This is a genomic window from Bradyrhizobium sp. UFLA05-125 (assembly GCF_059803515.1).
The window spans coordinates 1-24,539 of the sequence record NZ_JBANBJ010000092.1; the positions used below are offsets into that span (position 1 = coordinate 1).

A 24,539-nucleotide genomic window follows, 5' to 3' on the forward strand; every position below is an offset into this window, starting at 1 on the left:
GCTACGCCGGCTACCTATTCTGCCCCATCTACAATCTCTCGGACAAGCCCGTCACCTTGTACAAGGGTCAAGAACTGGCACTCATGGACTTCTCCCGGACGACACATTTCGATTCGGCCAAACCGAAAGATCAGCTCGTCCGCTATCCTCTGCCGCCGAAACGCGTGATCCTCGAGGAGTTCGAGATCATCGACTTCCAGAGCGCGTTGTTCACGCGCGCCGGCAGAAAGATCGAGGAATTCGAAGAGTCCGTGAAGACGTTGGAAGGACGGTTCATCCAATTCACACAGATATCCTTCGCGGTTTTCGCGATGGCGCTGACACTTTTGGCGATCTACTCGAAGGCCGGAGCGAACGCCCTAGACGAGTATGCGACGCTGTTGGGACCTATAACGCTGGGCCTCGCTGCCGCGGCATTTCTGATGGCATTTTTCGCGCATCTCCAATTCCGCCTCGCCCGACTTCATCTCGATCGGTACCCGACGGTACTCGCACAAACGGCGCGCGAGGTTCGACGTTTTTTGAGGAATTACTGGTATGGCAGTCTGGCGTTTTGCCTCGGCCTCGCCCTCGTTGCCGCGGTCACAGTACAGTTGATAGTACCGCCCTCCTTCAAGCTCTTGGACGAGCGTGTCGCCAAAGTGACCAGCGTGGGAAAAGATGCTTCAGATGCGATCTCGATCGCAAAATCGCTGGAGCAACGGATCACGGCTTTGGAGCAGGAGAACGACATGTTGAAGAAACAGCTTGGGATCGCCAGTCCAGCCAAGCCGTAATCGCACCGAAGCGCTAGAGATCCACAAGTGCAAAATCGATATGTCGGGGACGTTGGCGATTTCGCGAAGTTCGCCTTGCTTCGCGCCATCACCGGAGACACCAAACTCCGAATGGCGGTGATCTGGTATCTGTTCTCCGACGAGAATCACAATGCGGATGGCCGCCATGTCAACTATCTCGAGGATCCAAACCTCGCCAGGTTGGATCCCAACTTGCACGCCGCACTCGGCAAGATCGTGAAGAGTAATCGAAGGAATGTCCGCGCGATCGCGACGTCGCGGATTTTGCCGCCGGACACGACCTTCTTCGACAAGGTCATTTCCGACCGAAACAGCGACATTAGACTTCCTCGCGCAGCAAGAGCTCGACAACGAACGACCTGGCTGAAGAAGGCCTTGGAAAGCGCGAAGGGCCACCCGCTCGTCTTTCTCGATCCGGACAATGGTCTCGAGACGGCATCGGTCCAGCGGCACTCTCCGAAGAGCGGCAAATACGTCTTTTGGAACGAAGCCGCCGAATTCTGGAGCGCCGGACACTCGCTGATCATCTATCATCACCTCAACCGGACGGCGACGGTGACACGTCAAGCTGAGGTCCTGAAGGAGAAATTCCGCGAAAGATTTCCCGACGCTCCGCTGCTACGATATTTCTTGGCGCGTCGCGGATCGTGTCGGCATTTTTGGATAGTGGCACAAGATGAGCACGCGCAGGCCTTGGGCGAGTCGATCGAACGGATTTCTCAGAAGGCCCTGAGGGAGTGCCTCGAGGTGGATTGAGTTCCGCCATCCTTTTCGAGTTCGGATCTCGGCTGCAACAAGTCGGGTCCAAATCCGACCAACGTCACCGACGCTCCAATTTTCGATTCCACACGCGCAACGAAATCGCGAGCAAGAGCGCCTCGCATACCTTGGGCGAGCGCCGGATCCACATAATCGAGATGGTTCAGAACGATCGAGGTCGGCTGATTTGCCGCAATGGCCCTTCGCACGACGTCGACCTCAAAGCGACCGATGCGGCGGACTTTTCTGGTCGCGGTCGTGAGCTCTCTATAGTCCTCGGCCAAGCCCGCTTCGGCGGCGAGATCCTTCCAACTCATCTCATCCTCGAGGGGCCCGGATGTACCGGCGACCCTGATTGGGTGAGCGCGCAAGACGAGCACGATCTCGTCGACGTCGAATGGACTTAGACCGGCCTCCGAGACGAAAGCAGCGGCCGTCGTATCTCGGCTGGTTGCGTGCGGGTAGAACCCCCCGTGGAGCACCGAAAGTCCAAAACCCTGCGACCCTTCAATGACGATCCGTTGTCTTTTCGACAGAGCATCCCGCATTAGACGAGCCGTATCATCGATGTACGGTCGTAGCCTTGGTTCGTCCTTCGCAAGACGAACAGCTGTCGCCCGGCCGATGCGGCGAACGAGCGCGGCGCCGGTTCCCGATCCGGTCGAGCCGATTCGATCGACCAGCCCGGTCGACCGTTCCATCTCGCGATCTTCCGGGGAGATTAGACTTGCGAGCGGGCTGACCTTCACGCGGTCCGGCCCCAAGCCGAGTTCGGCGACTTCCTTCTCGAATATCTCGGTGTCGATGAGAGCTCCGGGCGGAAGTACCGCTACGGCACCCTTCGAGAAAACGGAAGCTGGCAACTGACGAAACGAGCGCTGCTTACCGTGCTCGTCGATTATCGTGTGTCCGGAGTTGGTGCCGCCGACGCGGACGACGTAGCGAGCTTCTCTCTCGCGAGCGATCGCGAGTGTGACCTTGCCTTTTCCTTCCGACCCGTACTGGCCGCCTACGACTACTGAGACAGGCATTTGCCGCTCTTCGATATCTCCAAAAGGGCCCGATCAAGCGACTGCTTCAAATCCGACAAGCTTCCCTCGTTCGTCAACTTTACCTGGGCCAAGTTCGCGAGAGGCCCGATGCCGACCTCGACCGGCTGGTTGTCCGCTGCTTCGAAAGGAACGGCAATCTCCTCCGCATACCTGGTTCGGCGGATCTCATCGGAAGCCGAGATATGGATATGGACAAACCGAGCTCCAAAAGTCTCGACGAAATAGGCCCGATCCTCCGGAAACCGTAGTCCATCGATCACGATTAGTTTCTGTCCGCCGATGCGCTGAAGTACACGCTCGCAGAGCCACCTCTGGCCCTTCTCGCAGTGGATCCGCTCGCCGAACTGCTGACGCGTTGCTCGATCCGGCGTCTCCCCTGCGGCCGTGATCTCGTCGTCGATGACGAGGCTGAATCGGGTGTACGCAAAGCCCTTTTCTTCGAGCATCCGTGCGGCAGTCGTCTTACCTGAGCAAATTCTTCCGCTTATGCCAACAACGACAGGAGCGTCCGCAGTGTCCGTTAGCTTTGGCACGATCAAAGCACCTTCAGTCAGACCGCTGAGCGCTTCGTATTTGCCAGCGAGGAAGAACGAACCGACCATGGCGGCCGTGATGGCGTCGAGCTCGTCATGCGTGACCTCTTCCGAGACGTACGGTCCCTCGATGCCGAAGTCTGACAGCCCGCGCTTCAGATATTCGATTCCGGCTCCCTTGCGCGGGATCGCCATGATGTCCTGAGCAGCGCCAGGATAGCTTTCGATGACCGCAATTCCTTCGCTGCGTAACCTGGCCGCCAGCAACATGCCGCGGCGGGTCAGCCCCTGCATGCTTGGCAGTAGCGCAGGATACACGTTGACGCCGCGCCGCTTCAATTCGCGTTCGCACTTACGCATGATGCCGTACTGCTGTCGGCCTGGATCGTCGTCCGTCACCACGGTGCGTCCGAATGGAAGTGAGAGCGGGGAGTCGATGGACACCAGATCCGGCTTGAGAGCGAGTATACGACCGACCATTTCCTCGTCGGTATGTACAGTAAGCGTCTCGGCGACCGCCCCGTCCAGAACACACCATCCGGAACCACGTTTCTCCGAACCGGTCAAATCGATGCCGACGATCCGAGCGCGCTCGGCGGGAGTGGCAGAGAAGATTGATGCGAAGTTACGGAACGCGACATTGGGCTGGAGCGCGCGGTCCGAAATCATCGGGGCCGGTTGACCGAAGATCCGACGGGCGATCTCCTCGAAAGCCTGTGGCTGAAGCCAGAAATCACGCTGCAGATTTAGCCGGGCCATCACGATGTCCAAAATGGCCGCCATCCCAAGGACGTCGCTTCGATTGTACAACACCAGCTTCTGCAATGCCGGCAGGCTACCGCGCAGGTAATCGTGCCACAGAAGCACGGCCGCGGCGCCATCGACGTCTTCGAGATCGTTTCGGAAGTCGATCTGAAGCTCCCTCTCGATGCTCTTCTGCCCACCGGCCAGTCCCACCCGGCGCGAGAGGTAACGCAGGTCGACATGTATTCCCGGCAGCACCAGATTTCCGTAGGTCTTCTGGAGGAACCGAAGGTCGAAAAGAGTGCCGTTGAAAGTTACCAGCACTGTAGCGGAGGCAAGATCATGAAGCAGCGGCGCCGGATCCTCGCCCCTCACCAAAACCTTGTACTCGCCGTCGATCGCCCAACCGATGATCGTAATCTCGTCGTAAAACCAGCTGAGGCCCGTCGTCTCGACGTCAAGAAACAGTACTCGGGCGTCCCGCGAGAGAATCGGCGATAGATTTGCGTCGGGCGTGGCGCTCTTGCGGACGGATTGGACCGCTCGCGCCTGCGAGGTCGGCGGCTCGCCCCCCTCCGCATCAAATAGTGAAAACAAGTTGTCGCTCCGCCCTCACGCGCGCCGCAGCGCGACTCCGCCAAAGTTATCCCCAAACCTTGTTCGCCGAAAGTCGCTTTCCCGGAACTCGCGAAAGGTCCACAGGATTGAGATTCCTTGGGAAATGCTTAAAGGGACTTTCTCGAATCCCGTCCCGTTCGCGCTTCCTATCCGGGATTTGCGTGCGCCGCGAGCCCTGACCTATGCAATCCGCACAAATCTCGACGTTGGAATTGCACGAAGGAAGTGATATCTCACAACTAATTGATGTTCCTAGCGTTCTTTAACCTGGAAGCCGAGCCTGGTGAACAGGGATCTCTCCTCCGGCAAGAACAGGCGATCCCCCCATACTATCTTTTTCGCCCTGGGCTTCTTAGCGCCGTTAGAGGCGATGATCGACAGCTCTCCCTCGTCGCGAAGAAACACGAGCTGCTTTTGAAGGATTTCCGAAGTCACGGGCGTGTCATTGCAATTGCCGGCGAATAGCTCCTCGACGAGGAGACCGCGCCCCGCCCTACTCGCTGCATGAATCATGGGCGGCAACTGCTCCAAGACGGCGACCTCCGAACGTCTTCGAGCATCGTCGTCGAACATGAACGTAAGGATACCCTGGCGAAGATCCTTCGATGGATCGAAACCGAGAGCATGGAAGCCGGCCCCGCCGTGATGCTGGAAATGGTTGTTCAGCCGCCAATGCAGTTTTCCCATTTCATCCCTGGCCTGCCGGTGATTGGAGAGGTGCAGTAGCCAATACGACCGGTGAGCGTCGACCGAGCGAATGAAGAAGGGGGTGTAGAATTGCGCTCCCGCTCGATCGCGAATGTGGCGATAGAGACCATTTTGAATCAGATAGCGCCAACCGTCGTCATCGCGCATGCTCATTAGGGCGCGGACATCTTCCCGGTCGAGTTCGACGTTGAGGAGCGCCTGCGTTTCGCTCGTTTTCTCCGACAGGAAATCGATCAGGGAATCGACCGCGAATGTCAGCAGGATTTCCGGCTTTTCAATCGAGCTCATGACCTCGCGCACGGTTCCAAGGGCGACATCGCTCCAACCGTACTGGTCCAGAAAAAACAACGAACGTTGTGCGGTACCTTTCTTGCGAATGTGGGCGACGACATCGGGAAGCGCCTCCTGAAAGGAGGCCTTGCGAACAAAGATGTCCCGCCCGAGTCTCGAGCGATATCCGCGCTTTTGAAACAAATCGTTGAGGAACTCGATATGGTGCCGATTCTCGTCGATGAAGAAGAAGTCGACCCTGAGATCGAACCCTTTCGAACGTGCTGCCACGAGTGCCTCGTCCGCGGCTTCGACGGCTTTCAGAAGCCGGAGGGGAGATCCGTCCACTTCTCTCGATCCCGACCGGTACAGCCCCCCGCCGCAGAAGCCATCAACTATGGTCAGATTGAGCATCGTCTGGGCCGGGCTTCGCGTGACGCGATCGATGTAGATCTTTACGTAGTGCTCAAAGATCTCGTGCTTGGCGAGGCTATGCTTTCCCAGAAGGGGAGGACACTCACCAAGCTTCCAGACGTACTTTCCGCTCATATCGTCGACGTTTTCTCGGGAAATCGGGAGAATAGCCTAATCGATTCGCTTCGAGCGTGCCGAGCACCACCCCGGCACATCCCTGCTGTCCACAGGCGCCCGCCAGATAACGCAGCCAGCCCGCCAAACATCCAAGCCAGTCATCCCGCTCGACCGCCGATCGACCGGAGTATAAGAACGGTCAGGACGACAGCGCCGCCCTGGGCATCTGGTCCCAGACTTGGTCGCGGTAGATGCGCCCATTGGCCTTCTTCGAACGGCGCTTATTGTCTTTACCCCAAGTCCCCCACTGCTTGAAAAAGAACGCTGTCTTGTGAGCTGCACACCGGTCGAAGATCTCATCGATCCACTGTTCTCGAATGGGGCGCGCCGACCTACCGCTTTCACCTCCGACGATAGCCCAATCGATACCTTTGAGGTTTACGGCGCCGACAGAGCCAATTAGGGGTTCGAACGATATGAAGCGAATCGCTGCGGGAGCAGATCGTAGATGGTCAATACGACCAACCACGTCGGCATTCTCTACGCTAGTTCCGAGCCAAACGTTCGGCAGCACCTTTCCGATTTTGGATCGGATCAGTTTGCCCATGCGCTCGGGTCGCTTGCTCAGTATCTGATAATGGTGGTGCGGCGTGCGTCTCATCACGTCCCAGACCTTCAGGATGAAGGCATCGGAAACCCGATCGTGGAACAGGTCCGACATTGAATTGACAAATATTTTGCGCGGCTTCCGCCAACGCAGAGGAATTTCGAGCGCCGCTATATCTTCGCGAACGACACCGTTCCAAACGGTCCTTTTGCCGCTCCGGCGAGTCAGCCCCTTGTATTTTGGTACGCTCATAGCATGCAGGCGCTTCGCCATTTCCATAGCGTAGCAATTGGTGCAGCCGGCGCTAACGATCGAACAACCCGCCACAGGGTTCCAGGTAGCGTCGGTCCATTCGATCTGTGTCTCGGCCATGACCGTCTCCGCATATCGCCGCCCGCATCGCGGCATGCCGAACCCAGTGATAGCAAAGCGACGGTTAACGTCCGGTTGGGCTGTCTTTCACGGGGCGGGAACGCCCCTAGTTTAAAGAACATACCATGAACAATTCCTCGCAGTCAAGCCGTCACCGCCGTAGCGCGGTCTGCTCGGCAGCCTCTGGGGCGAACGCTCTCGGCCTGGTCGTTTTTATATCGACTGGGTCTCCGCGACCTATAGAGGACACTCCAGCTAGAAGTCGCGCGATGCATGAGGAGGGTCGTCTGGACGACAGCCGTCGAATCTCAGATCGCAGTCGACGACCTGGAGGTGCGGAAGAGAGAACAAGATAACGAGGAAGAGGATCATTCCGACGAATGGACTTTCATGGACCCCGTTTCTCAAGCGGCAAAGTCTGCCGCGCCGGTGCAGAAGGATGCGCGCAAACGATCAGTGTTCTCAGATCGACAAATGGGAAGACTTCACGAACACTCTCATCGAATTGTCGGACGCAATCTTTTCCAACTCCCGATACGCGATCTCTTCCGATCTATTCAAAAGCGATTGGACGACCCTCATTCCAGTAATCCTTTGCTCCATTGGGCCGGATTTTCTTTTTAGCCTCCAGTGACGCCAGACCGAAGTGCGAACCAAAGCTCGATAGCTTATCGAGGGACGATCAGATTTCCTTCGTACATTCTCCATCCTAGGGTAGAAATCCGAGTTTTCGTTGAACCGGGGCGCAACTCCACGATCGTCGTATGACGCCGGATAGGAAACATAGGCGTGGCCATCCACGAAGCAATCAACTTCGTCTTCCAGCGCAGATTTGACGGAACCGGAGTGATAAGCCCCCTACGGGGGGACGCGTCGTCGTTGACAAATCCAGTGCATAGCTCGCCCAGCGCGCCTGTCGTTAGATCGGCAATCGCGGCAAAATCCTCCAACACTAGGCTGCCATCTTCGGCGGTAGCCGTAGTGCCGCAGCGGATATGCCTCAATGCGTGGGAGCTGTAGGACGAAAAGACCCGTGCGAACAGTTCGGTCAAGTCGGTCAACATTGCGACGTTGGCGGCTATATCGTCCTCGTCGATAATCCATAGATCTTGATCAGGTGCCGAGAGGCCAGACACCAAAAACGCGCTGAGATGGAGCACTCGCAAAAGGCGCTCCCGTACACGTGTTCCATCGCTTCAACAGCTTCGCACCGAATTCGTCCTCGGACGCGCCGGTGAAAAGCGAGCCGCCCTTCTTGGATACCGCGAATTGTACCAAACACCCTTCGATGCCCGCGGCTGCGCGCATGAAAGGAACGAGTGCGCGCCTTCGCATGCCGTCATTAAGCGTCTTGAAGGACATCCGGCGGCCATTGGGTAGGATAGCGTGGCGGAAATGGCGTTGCCACGAGAGCCACGACCGATTTTTAGCAAGGTCCAGAAGCAAGAAAGTATAGGTGTCGAAATGCTGATTCTGATGGTGTCCGCCGAAGTCGGCTGCGAGCAGGAGGGTGCGGCCACGCGCAAGGAAAGGAAACCCGGATCGGTCGGAGAGCAGACTTGTGTCGAGGCTCGGTGCCAGTATGTCTCCGATACCCACCGATCGGAGTAGCCCGTGTCGGTAACGCAGATGGGCCATACGACTATGTCATTGGGCCGGAAGTGATCGGCGGCCCACCGACGTTGCCGAGCAACGGGGATGAGCCTTCGGCGCGCTACGTCGGTGATTTCAGAACTGCTAGCGGACAAATCAAGCGGCAGGTGGCGCGCTTCCGAGTTTATGCCGATATGAGGGACGGAAGTGTGCAAGAAGTGGCTTCCGCTGCCGCCCATATCGAATGGCGCGTTTCGGTCGCCAATCTCAAGGCAGGTTGGTACGAGTTCAACCAAGCCATGGACTTGGGCGCACTCAGCCAGGATGCGCTGAGGCGAAATCGAAATGTGGTAAACACGCGCAATAGGTGGCGGCTCGATATCGCCCCGACACCGCGAAGCATCGCAGGGCCGAACGCTGCTGCCGTTCCCTTCGACAACGGTACCTTCTTCGGCAGACCAGTTTATCTTGCGGAGGTGCGCACTGACGCGGATGGGCGGCTAATTTTGTTAGGTGGCAAGGGCGTCGCAGAACCATTCCGTAGTGGGCTGCGACCGCTTACCTTCGCCAATAACTCAGGCTGGCATGATGATCTCTGTGATTGGCCGGTTCGGGCAAAAGTAACGTTTCCCGACCACGAGCCAATCGATGCGGAGCCTGGCTATGTCACCGTGGCTCCTCCGAACTATGCGCCAGGCCTATTCGGCCTCGTAACTATGGACGACGTAGTACGGGAGGTCGTCTACGATCAAAAATGGTTAGAGCGACCATCCTCGACGTCCTTCCGCAGCGATATTCTACCATTGTTTCAGCGGCTGACCGGCCTGCGGTGGGACAAGCACGGTCTCTTCGTGCTTCATGGCTTTGGCTCTGCGCTCGATACTGGCACGCCCGAAGTCATTACAAAACTGAATGACGATTCGGCTGCCAATGAAGCGTGGGGAAGGCACGTTTTAGGGCTGTTCCGCGATCCCGAAGCGGGCGGGACGCTTGTGGTCGATCAAATACCACAGGTCTACGGGGATGGCGTAGATGTGCTGTTCGACGATACAGCGCGACAGGTGCCGAACGCACTTCTTTCCGTTACCAAGAGGCAATATGCGCATCTTTCGAGAGCTCCCTCCTCCAAAACGAAGATATCGCCAGGGAGAGATAGGACTTGACCCAACGGACCGCCGAATTCCTTGTTGCGGGAGCGGGTCCGGCTGGGCTCACGATATCGAGACTTCTGTCCTTGAAAGGACGGACTTCGTGCTGGTTGATCCTGACTTGCCGGCGGCGGAGAGGCTGGAATTGCTCGCACCCTCTGCGCAGCGGATGATTGCCATGGTTGGACTGTCATGTTTGTTGTCGGATCGCGCTATCGCACGGCCGTGCCTTGCATTAGCTCGCAGTGGAACTCCGCTAAGCCCGCATATGAGGACATCCTGCACCACGCACATCGCGTTGGCTATGTGATCAAGCCGCAGGAGCATTACAGTCAAATGGCGGACTGAACGCCCGGACTTCTAAGACATATTCCGACGCGGTTCCCGCCGCCTTTCTGTGGTCGGAAGCTGGACGACGGGATGTCTACCGACAACGAGACCGTATGACGTTCGTCCAATTGCCAGGAAGAGACGCATGCAAGTTCTCAATGACATCTCAATTGGTATCCGGCTCTTTTTGCGATGCACACTGTGTGCGTTAGCAATTGCACTTGCGCCAGAGGCTCTCGCTCAGCAATCGTCCACAAGTCCGACAGGTCCTAACGCTCCCGCGCCAGTAGCGCCTAGCGTGGCTCCGGCTCCTGGACCTTCGCAAGTGGCGCCTGCGCCGATTGTCAATGTTGCCCCGCCATCCGTAACAGTGACGATACCACCTTCACCGCCTAAGCCGTTCGACCAGCTGATGGTGGAGGCGCTGCCGAGCGCGCTGGTAGGTCTCATCACGGCTGCCATCGGTGCACTGTTGGCATGGACCGTCGGAATGCGCCTTTCCACGGGTTGGGAAATCCGCAAGAAGCGTGCAGAACTGGACCAACTACTTGTTCAAGAGTTCAACAAAGTTGTCGCAGAATTCAAGGCAGTTGGCCGAGAGCGGGAGGTGTTGAATGGTCGACTCGCCGCTGCAGAAAAGAATTCCGTGCCAGCAGAAAAGCTAGAGGTTCTAGAGGTAGAACGATATGGACTTGTGAAACGGATGGTTGTTGCCGAAAGCGCACTGGAGACGATTCTCTTGAAGCTGCTCTCGGATTTGCAAATTTGGCTTCTTACGCAACCAGGAACGAACGAGCAGCTGCGTGAGGCGCGCGATCAGCAATTGAAGACAATGGGCCTATTCAGGGTCGCATTTCGAAATCTGCGTGAGGACTTGACTGACGGCACAGCGAAGTCCCCTAGCTACGGTGCTCCGGACGTTTGGCTGTTCAACCGGCTTGCAGCTGAGTTATCAGGATACATTTATGAGCGCGCGACCGCGCCATCCCTCCCATTGTGGCGACCATGGCAGACCACATCCATCCATGCGAGGCCGAATCCAACTGCGTATTTGCAGCTTATCTCGTATCGCACCACTGATCTTCGCATGGCGGTCGCATCGATAACGCCGTTTGTGGCGTCACTAAATTCTCAACGGGCGAAAGACCGACACGATCAGCGAAAACAAAACATAAAGGCGCTCTTTGAGGACAGTAAAATTCAATTCGAAAAGCTTGAGAGTGGGATTAATTTTGGCGTGACTGCCGCGTTTCAATTCATTGACAAACCGGACAGCGCTCAAAACGATATCGCTACGGCTGCCAAAGCTTTCTTCAAATCCAGCCGCGACCTGAGATACGTGATTGGCATTTCCGATGCGCCACCACGCATTTTGGTGGTAAAGCCCGACGAGTCCCTGAGTACCCTCACCGAGCTTGATCCGCTTCCCAGCGATCTTCCGTTCAAGAAGCCGGGACCTCAACTGGCAGCGGCTCTCTTAGCCTGGCATCAAAGCAAGCAGATGCGAGATATGATTGAAAAAATCGCGACGGGCTCACTTGCCCGCTTCTAGTCAATGGCGGAGAAAATTACTCGAGCGTGCTTCTCTATGGATCCTGCTCCGGATGAGTTGATCCAAGCTCAGTGTCTGAGGGGCGCTGGGCGGGCTTCTCTTGCTGGACGTACTGTTGCTTCTCGTCAGGCGTGATTGTCTCACGCCTGCGTCCTGCCAGATCTGCTGCTATTTCGAAAGGATCGGCATGATAAAAGACGGTTTGTGTCTCGCTAGGCGCGCTATCGACTTTCTGGCGAAGTTTTTTTGCGAGGTCCGCGTCGGCCTGAAACACTTTTTCTAAAGCGCGTTCCACGCGCTTCCAATATTCATTCTTGAACTGATCGGGCAGAGTCTCTCCCTGTCGAATTACTTCGTAGTTACCCTCCTCTGATTCGATCTTTTGAATCATGAAACCTCCACTGGCTCAACGGCAACACACGCCGCTGCTTAGAACAACCCGTTTTGTGCGGTCGCTTTCTCCTTGACAACCGGACTCTTGATCCCGCGCACTGCGGCTTGCGTGTGGAAGCTGATCTGGTCGCAATCTTGAATCACCAGCTGTTGCGGCCAAAGCGTCACGGGCCCGAGAACCACATCATAGCAAGTGTTGGAGGGAACTGGTCGCTGATGCGGCGGAAAGCCGGTGCGGCAATCCTGTACGAGATCCCAGAAGTCTTTTATCGGCCGCACGAAGGCCAGCGTCTCAAGCGACGCCAGCCAATTTCGGTTGAGGCTGTAGGCCAGGACGACTGCTTTCGGCGTCGGTCCAACGGGAGCAAGCGTTCGAAGGATGCGAGCATTTGCCCATTGCTTGGCCTGGTGCAAAGACGTGGTGCAATAGAAACCCTGCCCAAAATCAGTAAAGGGCCGGCACCAAGCAAGCTTAATCGTCATCTGCAAAACGGAACCTACCGCAACATGCTGAGCGTTTACCGAGATATCGTCAGTCCCGTGATAAACGACAAGGTCGTTGTTCCTCCAAGCCGGCATCTCGCTTGCCCCTTCGCATATCTCACCCGCTATTATAATGAGCTGCCGCGATTTCGTCCACGACCAGAACCCGAAGTCTGCGCTTCTTCACTGATCTCCGTTGGACTTGGCGATGCTCGTTTCGAGGGGTGTTGCACTGAACAGTTCAGGTCCCCTCGCGATAAGCGATCGCGCCACACATTCGTGTCGAAGGTAGTCCGCGGAGGCCGATGGGGTTGAGCACCAATCGAAAGAGAATATTGCTGTGTGAGCAGGCGCAAACCTGGTACAACGTAAAGGCGTATTCTTCGAATTTGAAGCTGTGGGGTACTAGATGCAATTTCCTCGAATTTTTGGATTGCAGCGATATCTATCGGCTCGGCTGGGCTTCTCGCAGTCTGTTCTCTGGCCACTGAAGCACAAGGACGCAGGTTAAGGTCTGATCGTCCCGATGCTCAAAGATCCGGTGCAATGAAACGCCCGCGACCGCACGTCATGGAGGATGCCTCGGGAAGGCTGTTTCAGAGCCTTCTGCCCGAAGACCAAGACATCGTTTCGGGCGACGGCATCTGGGTGCAGCTAAAGGCGGTAATGCCAAGAGGGCGGTAGCTCGATGGGCCGTCGCAGATCGGTTTCCCGATCTTCCATCCGATGGGAATGGAAACATTGCGACCGAATATGTTCTATATTCCATGGAGATGAAAGAGATCAATGTAGCTCAAAAGCTGTTTCTGTCCGACCTCACAACGGAAATGTGGGACGTACTCAAAGCGGGCAACAATTTGCGTAATGCAGTCGCTTACGGTCAATAGGAAGGCACGATAATTCAAAGGATCGCTGACGTTCGCAGGGCGCTCCTTGCATGGGCTTCCCTCAAGCAAAGACCGGGCATCGAGGAGATGACTGAGCCTCAGCTCATCAGCACTGCTTTCTTTCAATGCGCCAGCTTTATCGTCGTTGCGACTTTGAAACTGGAAGGGATGCTGCTGTGCTGAGAAGATCTCGAGGAAGAGACTTCAACACCTTTGCGACGGTCTCGCCGATCAAAGATGATCGCTCACTGGTTGACGACTGTACTGCAAGCTCGCAGCGGCGGCTCACAGGGAATTGAGCAGAATAGCCCTGATCTCGCAAGCTCAGCCCAAACCGGATTCGACCGAAATTGTGAAACCTTGAAACTTGGTATAGCTGTTGAAACTTTCGGTTTCTGCTAACAGTAAAGTTGTGGTTTATTAGTTGCTTGGTGGCCTTCTTGGATTCCGGCCAGGACCGCATACTAACGGCCCGCGAGCACACCGGACTCGAGAGCCTTCAGACGACCAACCCGCCGCATCGGTGGGTGATGTCGTCAAAATCTGGTGCTTTGCAGATGAAATCCGGAATGCGATGAAAGGAAACGCGAGAGATCCCGGCACTACGGGATGCTATGCCGACGCCCGATGGGTAAGTGGGATCACGTTAGAAGCGCTCGCAACATATCGGCCCCAAGCGTCCATTAACTGTCGCCGCTTCTTCAACGCGTTGCCACGCCGATAGGCTTGTTCTGTGTCGTCGCCAACCTTGTGGGCCAACGCCATTTCTGCAATTTCGCGTTCGAAACGCGTTTCGTCGCCGACCCAATCGCGGAAGGTGGATCGGCACCCGTGTGTCGTCATCGCCGGATAAACTGCCTTCAGCGCGTGGAGTACGGCATTCATGCCGAGCGGTTTCGTACGGTCCTTTGACCATTGTCCCGCGAACACGTAGGCGTCGCGCGCCGCCTCCTTCGGAATGATTGCTTTCAAGATCGCGATAGCGCGGTCGCAGAGTGGCACTTCGAAATCTTTCCCTTCTGGATGGTCTTCTGTCTTCATCCGTTCGGCCGGGATCGTCCAAAGCCGCTCTCCGAAGTCTATCTCGCGCACGCGCATGAGGCGGGCTTCGCCAGTCCGCACTGCCGTCAAGATGATGTATTCGGCGGCGAGGTTGACCGCCGTGTCCGCCGCTTCGTGGTTGGCTTGCAGCGCCTGGACGATGCTGGGGACGTCCTTGTAGGGCGCGGCCTTGTGATGGCGCTTTGAGCGCTTCGACTTCGGCAAGAGCGGCTTCAAGGTCTTCCACATCGCGGGGTTCTTCCCGGACCGAAGCCCCTTGGCCTCTGCAGCGTCAAGCACGCGCTCAATCCGGCTTCGTGTTTCGCGCGCCGTGCGGTTGATCGTCATCCATATGGGCGATAAAATTCCCAACACGTCGTTCACCGTGATGTTGGCGAGCTCCATACCTCGGATGGGCTTACACCGAACCTTCAGGTCACGCGTCCAATCGGCGTGCGTATTCTTACCCTTGAAACCCGCCCTGATTGATACCAGGAGGGCGTCCGCGAATTCTCCGAAGTTGCTGGCCGCCGCTATTTTGGCGCGCCGCTCCGCCCCCGGCTCCTTGCCTTCGGCTAGTTGCTTGCGCGCCTCTGCCGCCTTGAGACGCGCGTCGGCGAGCGAGACGCCATCCCTGCCTTTGCCTTTGGCCGAACCCAGCCCAATTTCTCTACGCTTCCCGGTGCCACGAACACGGTAGATGAAAACCCATTGGCGCCGCGCGTGCGTACCCGTCTCGATCGCGAGGTAAAGCCCACCACCGTCGCTGTGGCGGCCAGGCTCAATGATAGTCTCTGCTTCCCGAGCCGAGAACTTATGCAGCTGTCTTTTGGCCATTTCCGCCCCGCCATCCGCCCCACCATTGAACACGGATTGCAGCGGATTGCGGCGAACGTCCGTGAGCGACGACGAACTCTCAACCAAACAATTCTATCACAGTTTACAACGACTTAGAAGCTTTCAGCGCACGATGGAGGACGCGCGCGGAAGTCAGCCACGGACGCGGTGATGCCAGTCGCGCCTTACTTTTTTCTGCGGGCCCGCCGTCTCCAATCGGATTACATTCCCCAGTCCGGATAACGATTGTCAGACGGACCAGGCTCGTGGTGATCGATTGGTGCTGGGTAGTAGGGGACCGACCGCCCAGGCATCGCGTAAGCAAAACCCGGAACGGTATCTACGACCGCGCTTTGCTTGGCACGCGCAACGCCATGTCGGCGGTGTGAGTGAGAGACCGCAGCGGCGCTACCCGATGCACACAAAGCGATCAGAAGGATCGGGACTGCGATCAATCGCATCGTATCTCCCTCCCATCGACTGCCGGGCACATGCACAATGAATTACCACACCTGCAAGGCCTGCCGTAGCTGATCGAGGGGCCAAGCCTCGCGCTAGCCCAGCCCGCCTGGCGGTGAAGACGGCTCGAAGATATGGCTGATGTGGTCCTTGCCGAGGCCGTTATCGGACACCTCGAACAGGATCTCGTCGCCCTCGCGCGGGGCCGAGATGAGTCGCGGCGACCCGTACCGCGCATCGCATCGACGGCGTTCTCACCAGATGGACGATGGACGATCAGCGCGTGTACTCATTAACTCGCAGATGTCCGATCTTGAGGGCCAAGCGGAAAAATTCCGCTTGGTCAGAGTATTACCGGTTTTGACCCAAGGCGGACGTCGGTGTCCCATTTAGGCATGATACACAACACAGCGCTTAATTCAGCAACGTGATAAGTCGCGCCACTGACCTGCCCGATAGATGTAACGTTCCACAGTTTACGGCGTTTTATTTCTTTTGACGCGGGACGCCGATGCGGAATGGTAGGGTCAAAGCATGGGGCTGCACGACGTCTCGTCAACATTCGGAGGTCAAAGATGTCCGACAAGCCCACCATCGTCTTTGCACACGGCCTTTGGGCTGATGGATCATGTTACAGCAAGGTGATCCCGCTGCTCTTGGCGGATGGCTTTCAAGTGATCTCGACGCAAAACCATCTCAACACCGTTGCTGACGACGCGGCCGCAGTGCGGACCTCGTTCGCCCGCGCCAGCGGTCCTGTCGTTCTCGTCGGTCATTCGTACGGTGGCGCTGTCATCACGGCAGCTGGGACTGACAGCCGTGTGGCAGCGCTCGTTTATATTTGCGCGTTTGCACCGGAGGACGGCGACACAACGCTTGTCGACCAAAACAAGTACCCGGCCACGCCGATTTTCCAGCACGTCGAAGTGACAGACGGGCGCATATGGCTTCGTCCATCCGGCGTTCCCGAATTTGCAGGCGACCTGCCGGAACCCGAGCAGCAAATGGTTTGGGCTACGCAAATGGCGCCACTAGCTGATCTTTTTGGACAACCCGTTCCGGGTGCCGCCTGGAAGCTCAAGCCGACATCTTACATTATCGGTTCTGAGGATCGGACCATACAGCCCGAGCTGGAGCGCTTCTTGGCCAAGCGCATGAACGCCAAGGTTACGGAACTTGCATCAAGTCATGTGCCGATGCTTTCCCAGCCTCGGCGCGTGTATGAAGTTATTCGGGACGCGGCCGGCAACATCCAGCGACGGGCCGCATAGTAACGGCGAAGCCCTTGCTGTTTGGCGTCCATGCTTCGCGACGTCTCCGTTGAGGAAGTCGTTGAGTTCGCTGCTGGTTGTGAACGTCAGCTACTGGCCCTTCTGCGACCTCGGGCAATGTCCGCTCTTCCGCCGCTGTTGGGGGTCGAGCGGACATCATTCGGCCAAGCCGCTTAGTGAGTACACGCCCCAGTTGGAGGTCATTTCCGAACGAGGCGGACGTGAGCAGGGCGGCCAAGCCGGACTTCGCACACTCGCGTGCGGTCATCCGGCTAGCGCTGGGAAGCCCAAAAAGGCCGCCCCGCTGTTCTTGCCGAGGTTGTAAAGCTCTACGGGGAGGTTTGCGTCGATCACCAGCGCACCTCCTGTAGTTGCGTAGTTACGTTGATACACGCAGAAACGTTAACACCGGTTAAACGCAATCATTCAAATCCCGCGCGGCACAACCAATGATGCGCGGCACGTTGCCGCATACGCGGAAAACGCGAGTCGCCGGCTGGCCGATCAAGCGGCTCCCGGCCGCGGTGCACCAGCCAGCCAGGCCCGTCCTTCCGCATAGAGCTTCTCGACCTCGGCGCCGGTCAGGCCCGGCATGTCGCGCTTGACCTGATAGCCGATCAACTCCTGCATGTAGCCGAGGTGGCGATAGCCTTCCGGAAGCGCGGCCAAGCGCTCAGCGTCGAGCCGGAGGATCGCGGCGGGATCGACCGGATCCAGCCGATCCTTCTCATAGATCGGCTGGCGGCGAACGATGCCCCATTTGCCCTGCCGCTTCTCCAGGAAATCGTAGAAGCGTCCGGTGCAGACCACGTCGCAGACGACGTCGTGGACCGGCGCCCGCTGCGAGATCGTCATCTTGGTCTGCGCGACCGCGCGCTCGCCTTCGAGATCGATGCTGGTGCCGCCGAGGAAGTGCAGGATGCGCACGCCCTTGGCAAAGCCTTCGCGGCTGACCCGGATGAAGTCCGCCGCCGGCCCCTGAAACCAGGTCGCCGACATCCAGCCCTCCGCGTGCCAGACGGTGGCAAAGCGCTCCCAGTCACCGGCGTCGCGCCAGACCACCCAGTTCTCGAGGAGATCGCGGATGGCGAGACGATCGAGCAGCGACTGGTCGAGCATAGGCAATTCTCCGGACAGATCGCGGCCGTCTCGCGACCGTTTCCATCACCTATGGAGGACGAATTCTGCGGCCGTCAAGCAGGCCAGACAAACAACAAAAATCCGGCGCACCCTCGTCGGCGCGCCGGATCAGTTCGTCACTACGTTCTATGTCTCACGCCGCCGGCGCCTTTCTTACGCCGCGGGCGCCTTCGGCGTGCGGTTGCGCGAATTGCGCTGGAAGAACAGTGCCTGGCTCGCCACCGCCGAGACCATCGCGGGCTGGAACGGTTTTGAGATCAGGAACGCCGGCTCCGGCCGCTCGCCGGTGAGGAAGCGCTCCGGGTAAGCAGTGATGAACACCACCGGCACCTCGAAGCTGCGCAAGAGCTCGTTGACCGCATCGAGGCCGGAGGAGCCGTCGGCAAGCTGGATGTCGGCGAGGATGAGGCCGGGCCGCTTGTTCTTGGCGAGCGCGACAGCGTCCGCATGGGTGCGCGCGACGCCGACCACGTTGTGCCCGAGATTCTTCACGAGGCTCTCGAGGTCCATGGCGATGAAGGTCTCGTCCTCGATGATCAGCACGTCGGTCGCGATCTCCGCCGCCATCTCGCGGCCTGCAGCGTCCGCGAGCCTGCGCGTTTCGCCGACATCGGTGCCGAGGATGAAGGCGACTTCCTCCTCCGAAAATCCCTCGAGCGACAACAGCAGGAAGGCCTGGCGCGGCAGCGGCGTGATGTTCGACAGCCGCCGCTCCGGCGGCATCGGCAGCGTCGTCACCTCCGCATCATCGTTGAGCGAGACCGAATTCCAGATCTGGGTGAACAGCCGAAACAGGCCGGCGCGCGGTCCGTGGCTCTCATCGAGCACCGCCGGATCCCCCAGCATGGCTTCCAACATGGCTGCGACATAGGCGTCGCCGGACGGCTGGCTGCCCGTCAGGGCACGCGCGTACCGGCGCAACAACGGCAAGTGTTCAGCAACAAGCTGTGAACGGGACATCCCCACTCCATTCGTCTTCGGGCCAGACATCGGCCAGGGGCGGCCCTGGTTCCCCTGCTGGCTGACTACGCTTCAGCCACAGAAAAGTTCCGGAAGGGCTGGAACTTTTTGTGCAACTTCGCATTAGGCCATTCTAGGGAACGGCTCCCGGTTGAGAAAATTTCTCGATTTGACAGTGACTTAACTCGGGGAAACGTGGAACAGGTCATGAAAGATCTCAAATCTCAAGCCAGCAGAAACACGACCCCCGGCAAGGGAGGGCTGACACCGGAAATCCAATCCCGGATCGGCCATCAATTGCGCGCCATGTACGACGACGTCGTGCGACAGGGGGTCCCCGAGCGGTTCGCCGAGCTGATCAAGAAGCTTGATGCGCCGGGAGGAACACCCCAAGATCAAACCAATGGGGGATCCAACGACAACAATGGGAGGGACTAATGCCTCTCACGGAATCCCTGCGCGACGACATCCTGGCGGCAGTCCCAAGCCTGCGGGCGTTCGCCATCTCACTGAGCGGCAATGCCGACCGTGCCGACGATCTGGTCCAGGAGACGCTGTTGCGCGCACTCGCCAACATCGACTCGTTCCAGCCCGGCTCGAACCTGCCGGCCTGGCTGTTCACCATCCTGCGCAACCTGTTCCGCTCCGACTATCGCAAGCGGCGGCGGGAGGTGGAGGATGCTGAAGGCAACTATGCCAAGACGCTGAAGACCCAGCCCTCGCAGAATGCGCATCTCGAGTTTGAGGAGTTTCGTGCAGCGCTCGACAAGCTGCCGCAGGACCAGCGTGAAGCACTGATCCTGGTCGGTGCGTCCGGCTTCTCCTATGAGGACGCGGCGTCGATCTGCGGCTGCGCAGTCGGCACGATCAAGAGCCGCGTCAATCGCGCGCGCTCGAAGCTTGCAGCACTGCTGTATGTCGACGGCGCCGAAGATTTCGGCCCCGACGAGACCGTGCGCGCCGTGATCGGCGGCAGCGGCGGCTAACGGACAGCTTCGGTCGGAATGGCGGACAAAGGAAAGGCGGCCACTTCCGTGGCCGTCCTTTCACGCGTGATTTAGCGCCGGTGTGCCTTCCTTCTCCCATTGCGGGAGAAGGAAGAGAGGCGTGCGTCGACTTCAGCGCACCGGCCTGACCGGCGCCGAGAATTTTTCCGTGCGGTCGCGCTCGGTCATGTCGACGACGGTCTCCATCGGCGCGGTCAGCTCGTAGACGTAGGACGCATCGGTGAAGTAGCGCTTGGCAGTACCGCCGAGCGCTTCGGGCGCGACGCGATCGAGCAGGATCAGGCCGAAATCGGAATCGGCGCGCCGCGTCGCCTCGCTGGTGTTGAACTCCTCCCAGCGGAAATGGAAGACCGTGTCGGGCTCCTCGCCCGTCACCGTCCAGTTCGCCGTGATGTGCGGATGCTTGCCGACCAGCGACAGCCCCTCGTCGGAGTGCGAGGCGAGCTCGAAGAACAGCAGCGACAGGCTCTGTGCGGCACGCGCGCTGACCGCGATGTCCGGCCCGCTGATGGCGATGCGATCGGCATGCGGAATCGCGCGCGCCTCGAACAGGCCTTTCAACTTCACGCCCTGCCACTGGCTTTCGCTGAGCAGCGAAACGACGTTGGACATCGCATGGATGCGCCCGATCAACAATTCACGCGCCACGTCGATGTCGGAGCCGTGGCGCAGCGTGCGCGTCACGATCGACTGGATCACCGCCAGAATGTTCTTCACGCGATGGTTCAGCTCGTCGATGACAGCCGTTAGCCGGCGCTCGAAACCGATCCGCACCTGGATTTCGCGGCTGAGCCTCAGATTGTTGTAGGCGACGTAACCGAACAGGCCGCACACCATCGCCGTGATGGCAAAGCCGATCGCCGCGACGATGACGGCGGTCTGCTCGGCGCGCCGCGCCGAATTGGTCTTGGCGAAGTAGCTGAGCTGCCAGTCGCGGCCACCGAAGCTGACCGTGCGCGTCGAGGATGGCTGCGGGCCATCCTGCGCGATGGTCCGCGCGCTGACGATGCCCTGATCGTTGGCGATCAGCTCGCCGCCGCCCGCGCGCGGATCGCGCAATGCGACCGAGAACAGCGACATGTCGTCGTTGGTCAACATCAGCGAGGCGAGTTCGTAGGAAAACGTGATGAACCCGGCAGGCTCCGTCGCCCCCTCCGGAATGACCGGCGCGGCCACGATGACGCCGATGGGGCCGTTCGGACGGAGCAGCGGCACCGGATCGGAGGCGACCGACTTCTTCTCGGCCATGGCGCGCGCCAGCATTGCGCCACGCACGCCGTCCTGATCGAAGCTGCGGCCGGGCAGCGCCTTGGTCTCCTCGCTGCGCGGCTCGAGATCCATCAGCACGTTGATCGGCTGGGTGATCTTCGTGGTGTCGAGTGGCGTGTCGTCGTAGTTGCGGATGCTCGCATTGGGAAAGCCGGCTGAGCTGAGCGCCGCCTGCGCCGCGCTCAGCTCCGTCGGCTTGAGCCGGGCGATCCAGGAGGCGACCACGAAATCGGTCTTGAAGGCATAGATGGCCGAGCGCAGCGGCTCCAGCATGTTCGGCTTGATCACGGCAGGCGTGCGGAACAGCCCGGAGGCAACGCGCGCCAGAAGCTCGCGCTCGGTCAGGCGGTCCTGCACCAGGCTCGCATGAACGTCGATCGCGCGGGCCAGCGCGATGCGATCGATCGCCAGCTCCTGATCGTGGACGCGATAGGCCGCAAGCCCGGAGAGGAGCATCCCGAGCAGCGCAATAAAACCGATGATGAATCCCAGCCGAACCACTCGTTTACTCAGAAGGTGAGAGGCCGGCGAATAATACGGAGCATCTGAACGCCGCTCGAACGGCCAGTTGCCGAAAGAGAATGAGACCCCACGGAAGGCGATAATGAAGGAGGAGCCATCGGGACGCAACTTGGGTTGACCGGAATGCTTAATCCGCCAGCCGAGGCGTCAGCGCTCCGGGCACCGAAGTACGTTAATCACCATGGCGAACATTGGTTCCGCGGAGACACATTTTGCCGCAGATATTAACGGGCGAATACTAACAGTCGTGTCAGACTTGACTGATGGCGCCGGGCGCCGGACCAGCCCTTCAACCCGTCCTCGTCAGACCGCCTTTGGTCTCGATGAAGCCGATGATGCGGTCGAGCCCCTCGCTCTTCTTCAGGTTGGTCATGACGAAGGGCCGCTCGCCCCGCATCCGCTTGGCATCAAGCTGCATCTTCTCCAGCGAGGCGCCGACATGCGGTGCGAGGTCGATTTTGTTGATGACCAGGAGGTCCGAGCGCGTGATGCCCGGTCCACCCTTGGACGGGATCTTGTCGCCCGCGGCCACGTCGATCACATAGATGGTTATGTCGGCAAGCTCCGGGGAAAAAGTGGCAGCGAGATTATCGCCGCCGGACTCGATCAGCACCAGGTCGAGACCAGGAAACTTTGCGCGCATATCGGCAACCGCCGCCAAATTCATCGAGGCGTCCTCGCGGATCGCGGTATGCGGGCAGCCGCCGGTCTCGACGCCCGCGATGCGGTCCGGCGTCAGCGAGCCCGAGCGCACGAGATATTCCGCATCCCACTTGGTGTAGATGTCGTTGGTGATCGCCGCGATGTCGTAGCGCTCGCGCATGGACTTGCAGAGCAGATCCATCAGCGCGGTCTTGCCCGATCCGACGGGGCCGCCGATACCGACTCGCAGGGGGCCGTGAGACTTCGACATTGAGATTCTTTCCTGATCCAACCTGGTCATCACGACCTGAACAGCCGCGTATATTGTGTCTCGTGCCGCTGGCTTGCGAGATCGGCGCGGAACGTCGCGCTGCCGAGATCGTCCAGGGTCGCGCTCAATGCGCGGGCGGCGGTCGCGGCTACGGCGGGCTCGAGGGCGGCGAGCACACGCTGGCTGTCGGTCTGGCCGAGCGGAATCAGCCGGCATCCCGCCGAAATCCAGTTCGAGACGAGCGCGTGCAAAAAGGCGTGCAGAGTCGGCTCGAGCCGAACGCCATGGGCGCTAGCAACCACGCCGACCGCGACGGGATAGACCACTGGCCCCGCGCAGGCCGTGACCATCGCGTCGAGCCCATCCGCATTCCAGGCCGCGCGCGCGATGTCGATGAAGGCGCGGCCCTGCGCGGTCGTCTCGAGCTGCCGCTCGCGCGAGGGCACGAAGGCGGCCGCAAGCTCCGCGGTGTCGCGCAGGCTCGCCTCGTCGCTCGCCTCCGCCGCGCGAAACGCCTGCACGAGGAAAGTGGCATCGCAGAAGCCCGCGCCGTCACCGAGCATCGCGTCGAGCCAATCAGTCAGCGTCTTGGTGTCGACGATGTCACCCGCTTCCACCGCCCATTCGATGCCGCTGGAGTAGGAGAAGCCGCCGACGGGAAACGACGGCGACAACCACGTCATCAGCCGGTAGAGCGCCGCCGCCTCGCGTTCCGTGAGGCGGCCGGCACCAGCCGGCTCATTTGTGGTCATGAGCATGGCCATGGCCGTGGTGATGGTCGGGGTGGTCGCAATGCTCGTCGTGGTGATGATGACCGTGATCATGGTGATCATGCGCGGCATGATCGTGATGGTGGTGATCATGGTGATGATGGCCATGATCGTGGTGGTGATGGCCGTGATCACGATGCGCATGGTCATCATGCCCATGATCGTCAGCATGCGCGTGGCCGGCATCGGCATAGGCACCGCCCTCGGGATCGAAAGGAGCCTCGATCTCGATCACCCGCGCGCCGAGCCCCTTCACCATCGCCTCGATGACGTGATCCCTGCGGATACGCAGGCTCTTGGCCATGATCTGCGTCGGCAGATGGCGGTTGCCGAGATGCCAGGCGACGCGGACGAGATGGAGCGGATCGCGGCCGCGGATCTCGAGCAGCGGCTCGGGTGCCGCGACCACTTCGATCAGCCGGCCGTCCTCCAGCACCAGCGCATCGCCGCCGCGCAGCGCGACGGCGTTTTCAAGGTCGAGCAGGAATTGAAGACCGCGCGTGCCGGTCATCGCCATGCGGCGGCGATGCCGGTCGTCGAAATCGAGCACGACCGTATCAGCCGCTGCTTCCGTGAAGCGGTGCTGCCCCCTGACCTGCGTCGCCCGGATCATGCGCTTTTCCCTGTTACCGAGTCTCGACCTTTTCCGGCGTGATCACTTCGATCTTCGGCGGCGCCGCAAAACACTTCACCGCCACGCGGCCAAAGGTCTTCATGTGCTCCATGGCACGATGCGGCACCAGCGCTTCGGCATTCTCCCACTGCTCGACGAACACCATCTTGGTGTGATCGGTGACGCTCTCATGCAGATCATAGGCGATATTGCCGGGCTCCTTGCGCGTCTCCTTGATGCAGGCGGTGGCCGCTGCAATGAATTCGGCGCGCGTTTCGGGCTTGATGGTCAAGGTGGCAACGACGTAGATCACGAGAAATCCTCCCGGCTTTTCTTCTGGTCCAAGATACCGGGCACGAC

Annotated in this window: 23 protein-coding genes; 7 read left to right on the forward strand and 16 right to left on the reverse strand. The window is 59.2% G+C overall.

Annotation, left to right across the window (positions count from 1 at the left end):
• Nucleotides 1–776 (forward strand): hypothetical protein (locus SO156_RS40840; protein ID WP_498538742.1); only part of this gene is annotated, 776 nt, incomplete at its 5' end.
• Between the two features lie 27 nt (nt 777–803).
• Entirely contained in the window at nt 804–1,553 is a 750-nt protein-coding gene (locus SO156_RS40845; protein WP_498538743.1) for a hypothetical protein, read from the forward strand.
• Here SO156_RS40845 and SO156_RS40850 read toward each other — a convergent pair.
• From SO156_RS40850 to SO156_RS40875, 6 genes are all read right to left on the reverse strand, one after another.
• Nucleotides 1,517–2,587 (reverse strand): adenylosuccinate synthetase, encoded by a 1,071-nt coding sequence (locus tag SO156_RS40850; protein ID WP_498538744.1) that lies wholly within the window; start codon nt 2,585–2,587, stop codon nt 1,517–1,519. The two genes, SO156_RS40845 and SO156_RS40850, sit on opposite strands and share 37 nt — an antisense overlap.
• Nucleotides 2,572–4,482, reverse strand: coding sequence for a ribonuclease H-like domain-containing protein (locus SO156_RS40855; RefSeq protein WP_498538745.1), 1,911 nt, complete (start codon nt 4,480–4,482; stop codon nt 2,572–2,574). Before SO156_RS40855 ends, SO156_RS40850 begins: the two co-directional genes overlap by 16 nt.
• Before the next feature lie 273 nt (nt 4,483–4,755).
• Nucleotides 4,756–6,030, reverse strand: coding sequence for a three-Cys-motif partner protein TcmP (locus tag SO156_RS40860; protein WP_498538746.1), 1,275 nt, complete (start codon nt 6,028–6,030; stop codon nt 4,756–4,758).
• A 181-nt stretch (nt 6,031–6,211) separates the two neighbouring features.
• Nucleotides 6,212–6,991, reverse strand: a complete 780-nt coding sequence (locus SO156_RS40865; RefSeq protein WP_498538747.1) for a DUF5131 family protein — start codon at nt 6,989–6,991, stop codon at nt 6,212–6,214.
• Nucleotides 6,992–7,659: 668 nt separating this feature from the next.
• Nucleotides 7,660–8,151: a hypothetical protein gene (locus SO156_RS40870; RefSeq protein ID WP_498538748.1), complete on the reverse strand. Its 492-nt coding sequence runs from the start codon at nt 8,149–8,151 to the stop codon at nt 7,660–7,662.
• Nucleotides 8,105–8,629 carry a hypothetical protein gene (locus SO156_RS40875; protein ID WP_498538766.1) on the reverse strand — a complete coding sequence of 175 codons (525 nt, stop codon included), beginning with the start codon at nt 8,627–8,629 and terminating at the stop codon, nt 8,105–8,107. Before SO156_RS40875 ends, SO156_RS40870 begins: the two co-directional genes overlap by 47 nt.
• Between SO156_RS40875 and SO156_RS40880 the strand changes: the two genes are divergently transcribed.
• A complete protein-coding gene (locus SO156_RS40880) occupies nt 8,566–9,747 on the forward strand; it encodes a LodA/GoxA family CTQ-dependent oxidase (RefSeq protein WP_498538749.1) in 1,182 nt (393 codons plus the stop codon). The two genes, SO156_RS40875 and SO156_RS40880, sit on opposite strands and share 64 nt — an antisense overlap.
• Nucleotides 9,748–10,474: 727 nt before the next feature.
• On the forward strand, nt 10,475–11,614 hold the full coding sequence (locus SO156_RS40885) for a LapA family protein (RefSeq protein WP_498538750.1): 1,140 nt from the start codon (nt 10,475–10,477) through the stop codon (nt 11,612–11,614).
• 34 nt (nt 11,615–11,648) lie between these two features.
• On the opposite strand, the gene SO156_RS40890 is transcribed toward SO156_RS40885, so the two are convergent.
• The 3 genes from SO156_RS40890 to SO156_RS40900 all read right to left on the reverse strand — a co-directional run bounded on the left by SO156_RS40890 (nt 11,649) and on the right by SO156_RS40900 (nt 15,342).
• Nucleotides 11,649–12,005, reverse strand: coding sequence for a hypothetical protein (locus SO156_RS40890; protein ID WP_498538751.1), 357 nt, complete (start codon nt 12,003–12,005; stop codon nt 11,649–11,651).
• 38 nt (nt 12,006–12,043) lie between these two features.
• Entirely contained in the window at nt 12,044–12,586 is a 543-nt protein-coding gene (locus tag SO156_RS40895; protein WP_498538752.1) for a DUF3990 domain-containing protein, read from the reverse strand.
• Between the two features lie 1,403 nt (nt 12,587–13,989).
• The gene (locus SO156_RS40900) at nt 13,990–15,342 is read right to left on the reverse strand and encodes a tyrosine-type recombinase/integrase (RefSeq protein WP_498538753.1); all 1,353 of its coding nucleotides are present in this window, start codon (nt 15,340–15,342) and stop codon (nt 13,990–13,992) included.
• A gap of 947 nt (nt 15,343–16,289) precedes the next feature.
• Here SO156_RS40900 and SO156_RS40905 point away from each other — a divergent pair.
• Nucleotides 16,290–16,985 (forward strand): alpha/beta fold hydrolase, encoded by a 696-nt coding sequence (locus SO156_RS40905; protein ID WP_498538754.1) that lies wholly within the window; start codon nt 16,290–16,292, stop codon nt 16,983–16,985.
• 504 nt (nt 16,986–17,489) lie between these two features.
• Here the strand turns inward: SO156_RS40905 and SO156_RS40910 are convergent.
• Both SO156_RS40910 and SO156_RS40915 read right to left on the reverse strand, forming a co-directional pair.
• A complete protein-coding gene (locus SO156_RS40910) occupies nt 17,490–18,104 on the reverse strand; it encodes a nuclear transport factor 2 family protein (RefSeq protein ID WP_498538755.1) in 615 nt (204 codons plus the stop codon).
• A gap of 174 nt (nt 18,105–18,278) precedes the next feature.
• Entirely contained in the window at nt 18,279–19,085 is an 807-nt protein-coding gene (locus SO156_RS40915; RefSeq protein WP_458145739.1) for a response regulator, read from the reverse strand.
• A gap of 207 nt (nt 19,086–19,292) precedes the next feature.
• Here SO156_RS40915 and SO156_RS40920 point away from each other — a divergent pair, with 207 nt between their 5' ends.
• Together SO156_RS40920 and SO156_RS40925 are read left to right on the forward strand one after the other, a co-directional pair.
• Nucleotides 19,293–19,523, forward strand: coding sequence for a NepR family anti-sigma factor (locus SO156_RS40920; protein WP_254102994.1), 231 nt, complete (start codon nt 19,293–19,295; stop codon nt 19,521–19,523).
• A complete protein-coding gene (locus SO156_RS40925; protein WP_027521710.1) occupies nt 19,523–20,071 on the forward strand; it encodes a sigma-70 family RNA polymerase sigma factor in 549 nt (182 codons plus the stop codon). Before SO156_RS40920 ends, SO156_RS40925 begins: the two co-directional genes overlap by 1 nt.
• A gap of 132 nt (nt 20,072–20,203) precedes the next feature.
• Here the strand turns inward: SO156_RS40925 and SO156_RS40930 are convergent, their stop codons facing one another.
• The 5 genes from SO156_RS40930 to SO156_RS40950 all read right to left on the reverse strand — a co-directional run bounded on the left by SO156_RS40930 (nt 20,204) and on the right by SO156_RS40950 (nt 24,492).
• Nucleotides 20,204–21,862, reverse strand: coding sequence for a CHASE domain-containing protein (locus SO156_RS40930; protein WP_498538756.1), 1,659 nt, complete (start codon nt 21,860–21,862; stop codon nt 20,204–20,206).
• Between the two features lie 310 nt (nt 21,863–22,172).
• Nucleotides 22,173–22,796 (reverse strand): urease accessory protein UreG, encoded by a 624-nt coding sequence (ureG, locus tag SO156_RS40935; protein WP_458145737.1) that lies wholly within the window; start codon nt 22,794–22,796, stop codon nt 22,173–22,175.
• Between the two features lie 29 nt (nt 22,797–22,825).
• The gene (locus tag SO156_RS40940; RefSeq protein ID WP_498538765.1) at nt 22,826–23,554 is read right to left on the reverse strand and encodes an urease accessory protein UreF; all 729 of its coding nucleotides are present in this window, start codon (nt 23,552–23,554) and stop codon (nt 22,826–22,828) included.
• Complete coding sequence (locus tag SO156_RS40945; RefSeq protein ID WP_498538757.1) at nt 23,535–24,179, reverse strand: urease accessory protein UreE; 645 nt, start codon at nt 24,177–24,179, stop codon at nt 23,535–23,537. Before SO156_RS40945 ends, SO156_RS40940 begins: the two co-directional genes overlap by 20 nt.
• 13 nt (nt 24,180–24,192) lie before the next feature.
• Nucleotides 24,193–24,492, reverse strand: a complete 300-nt coding sequence (locus SO156_RS40950; RefSeq protein WP_498538758.1) for a putative quinol monooxygenase — start codon at nt 24,490–24,492, stop codon at nt 24,193–24,195.
• Between the last annotated feature and the right edge of the window lie 47 nt (nt 24,493–24,539).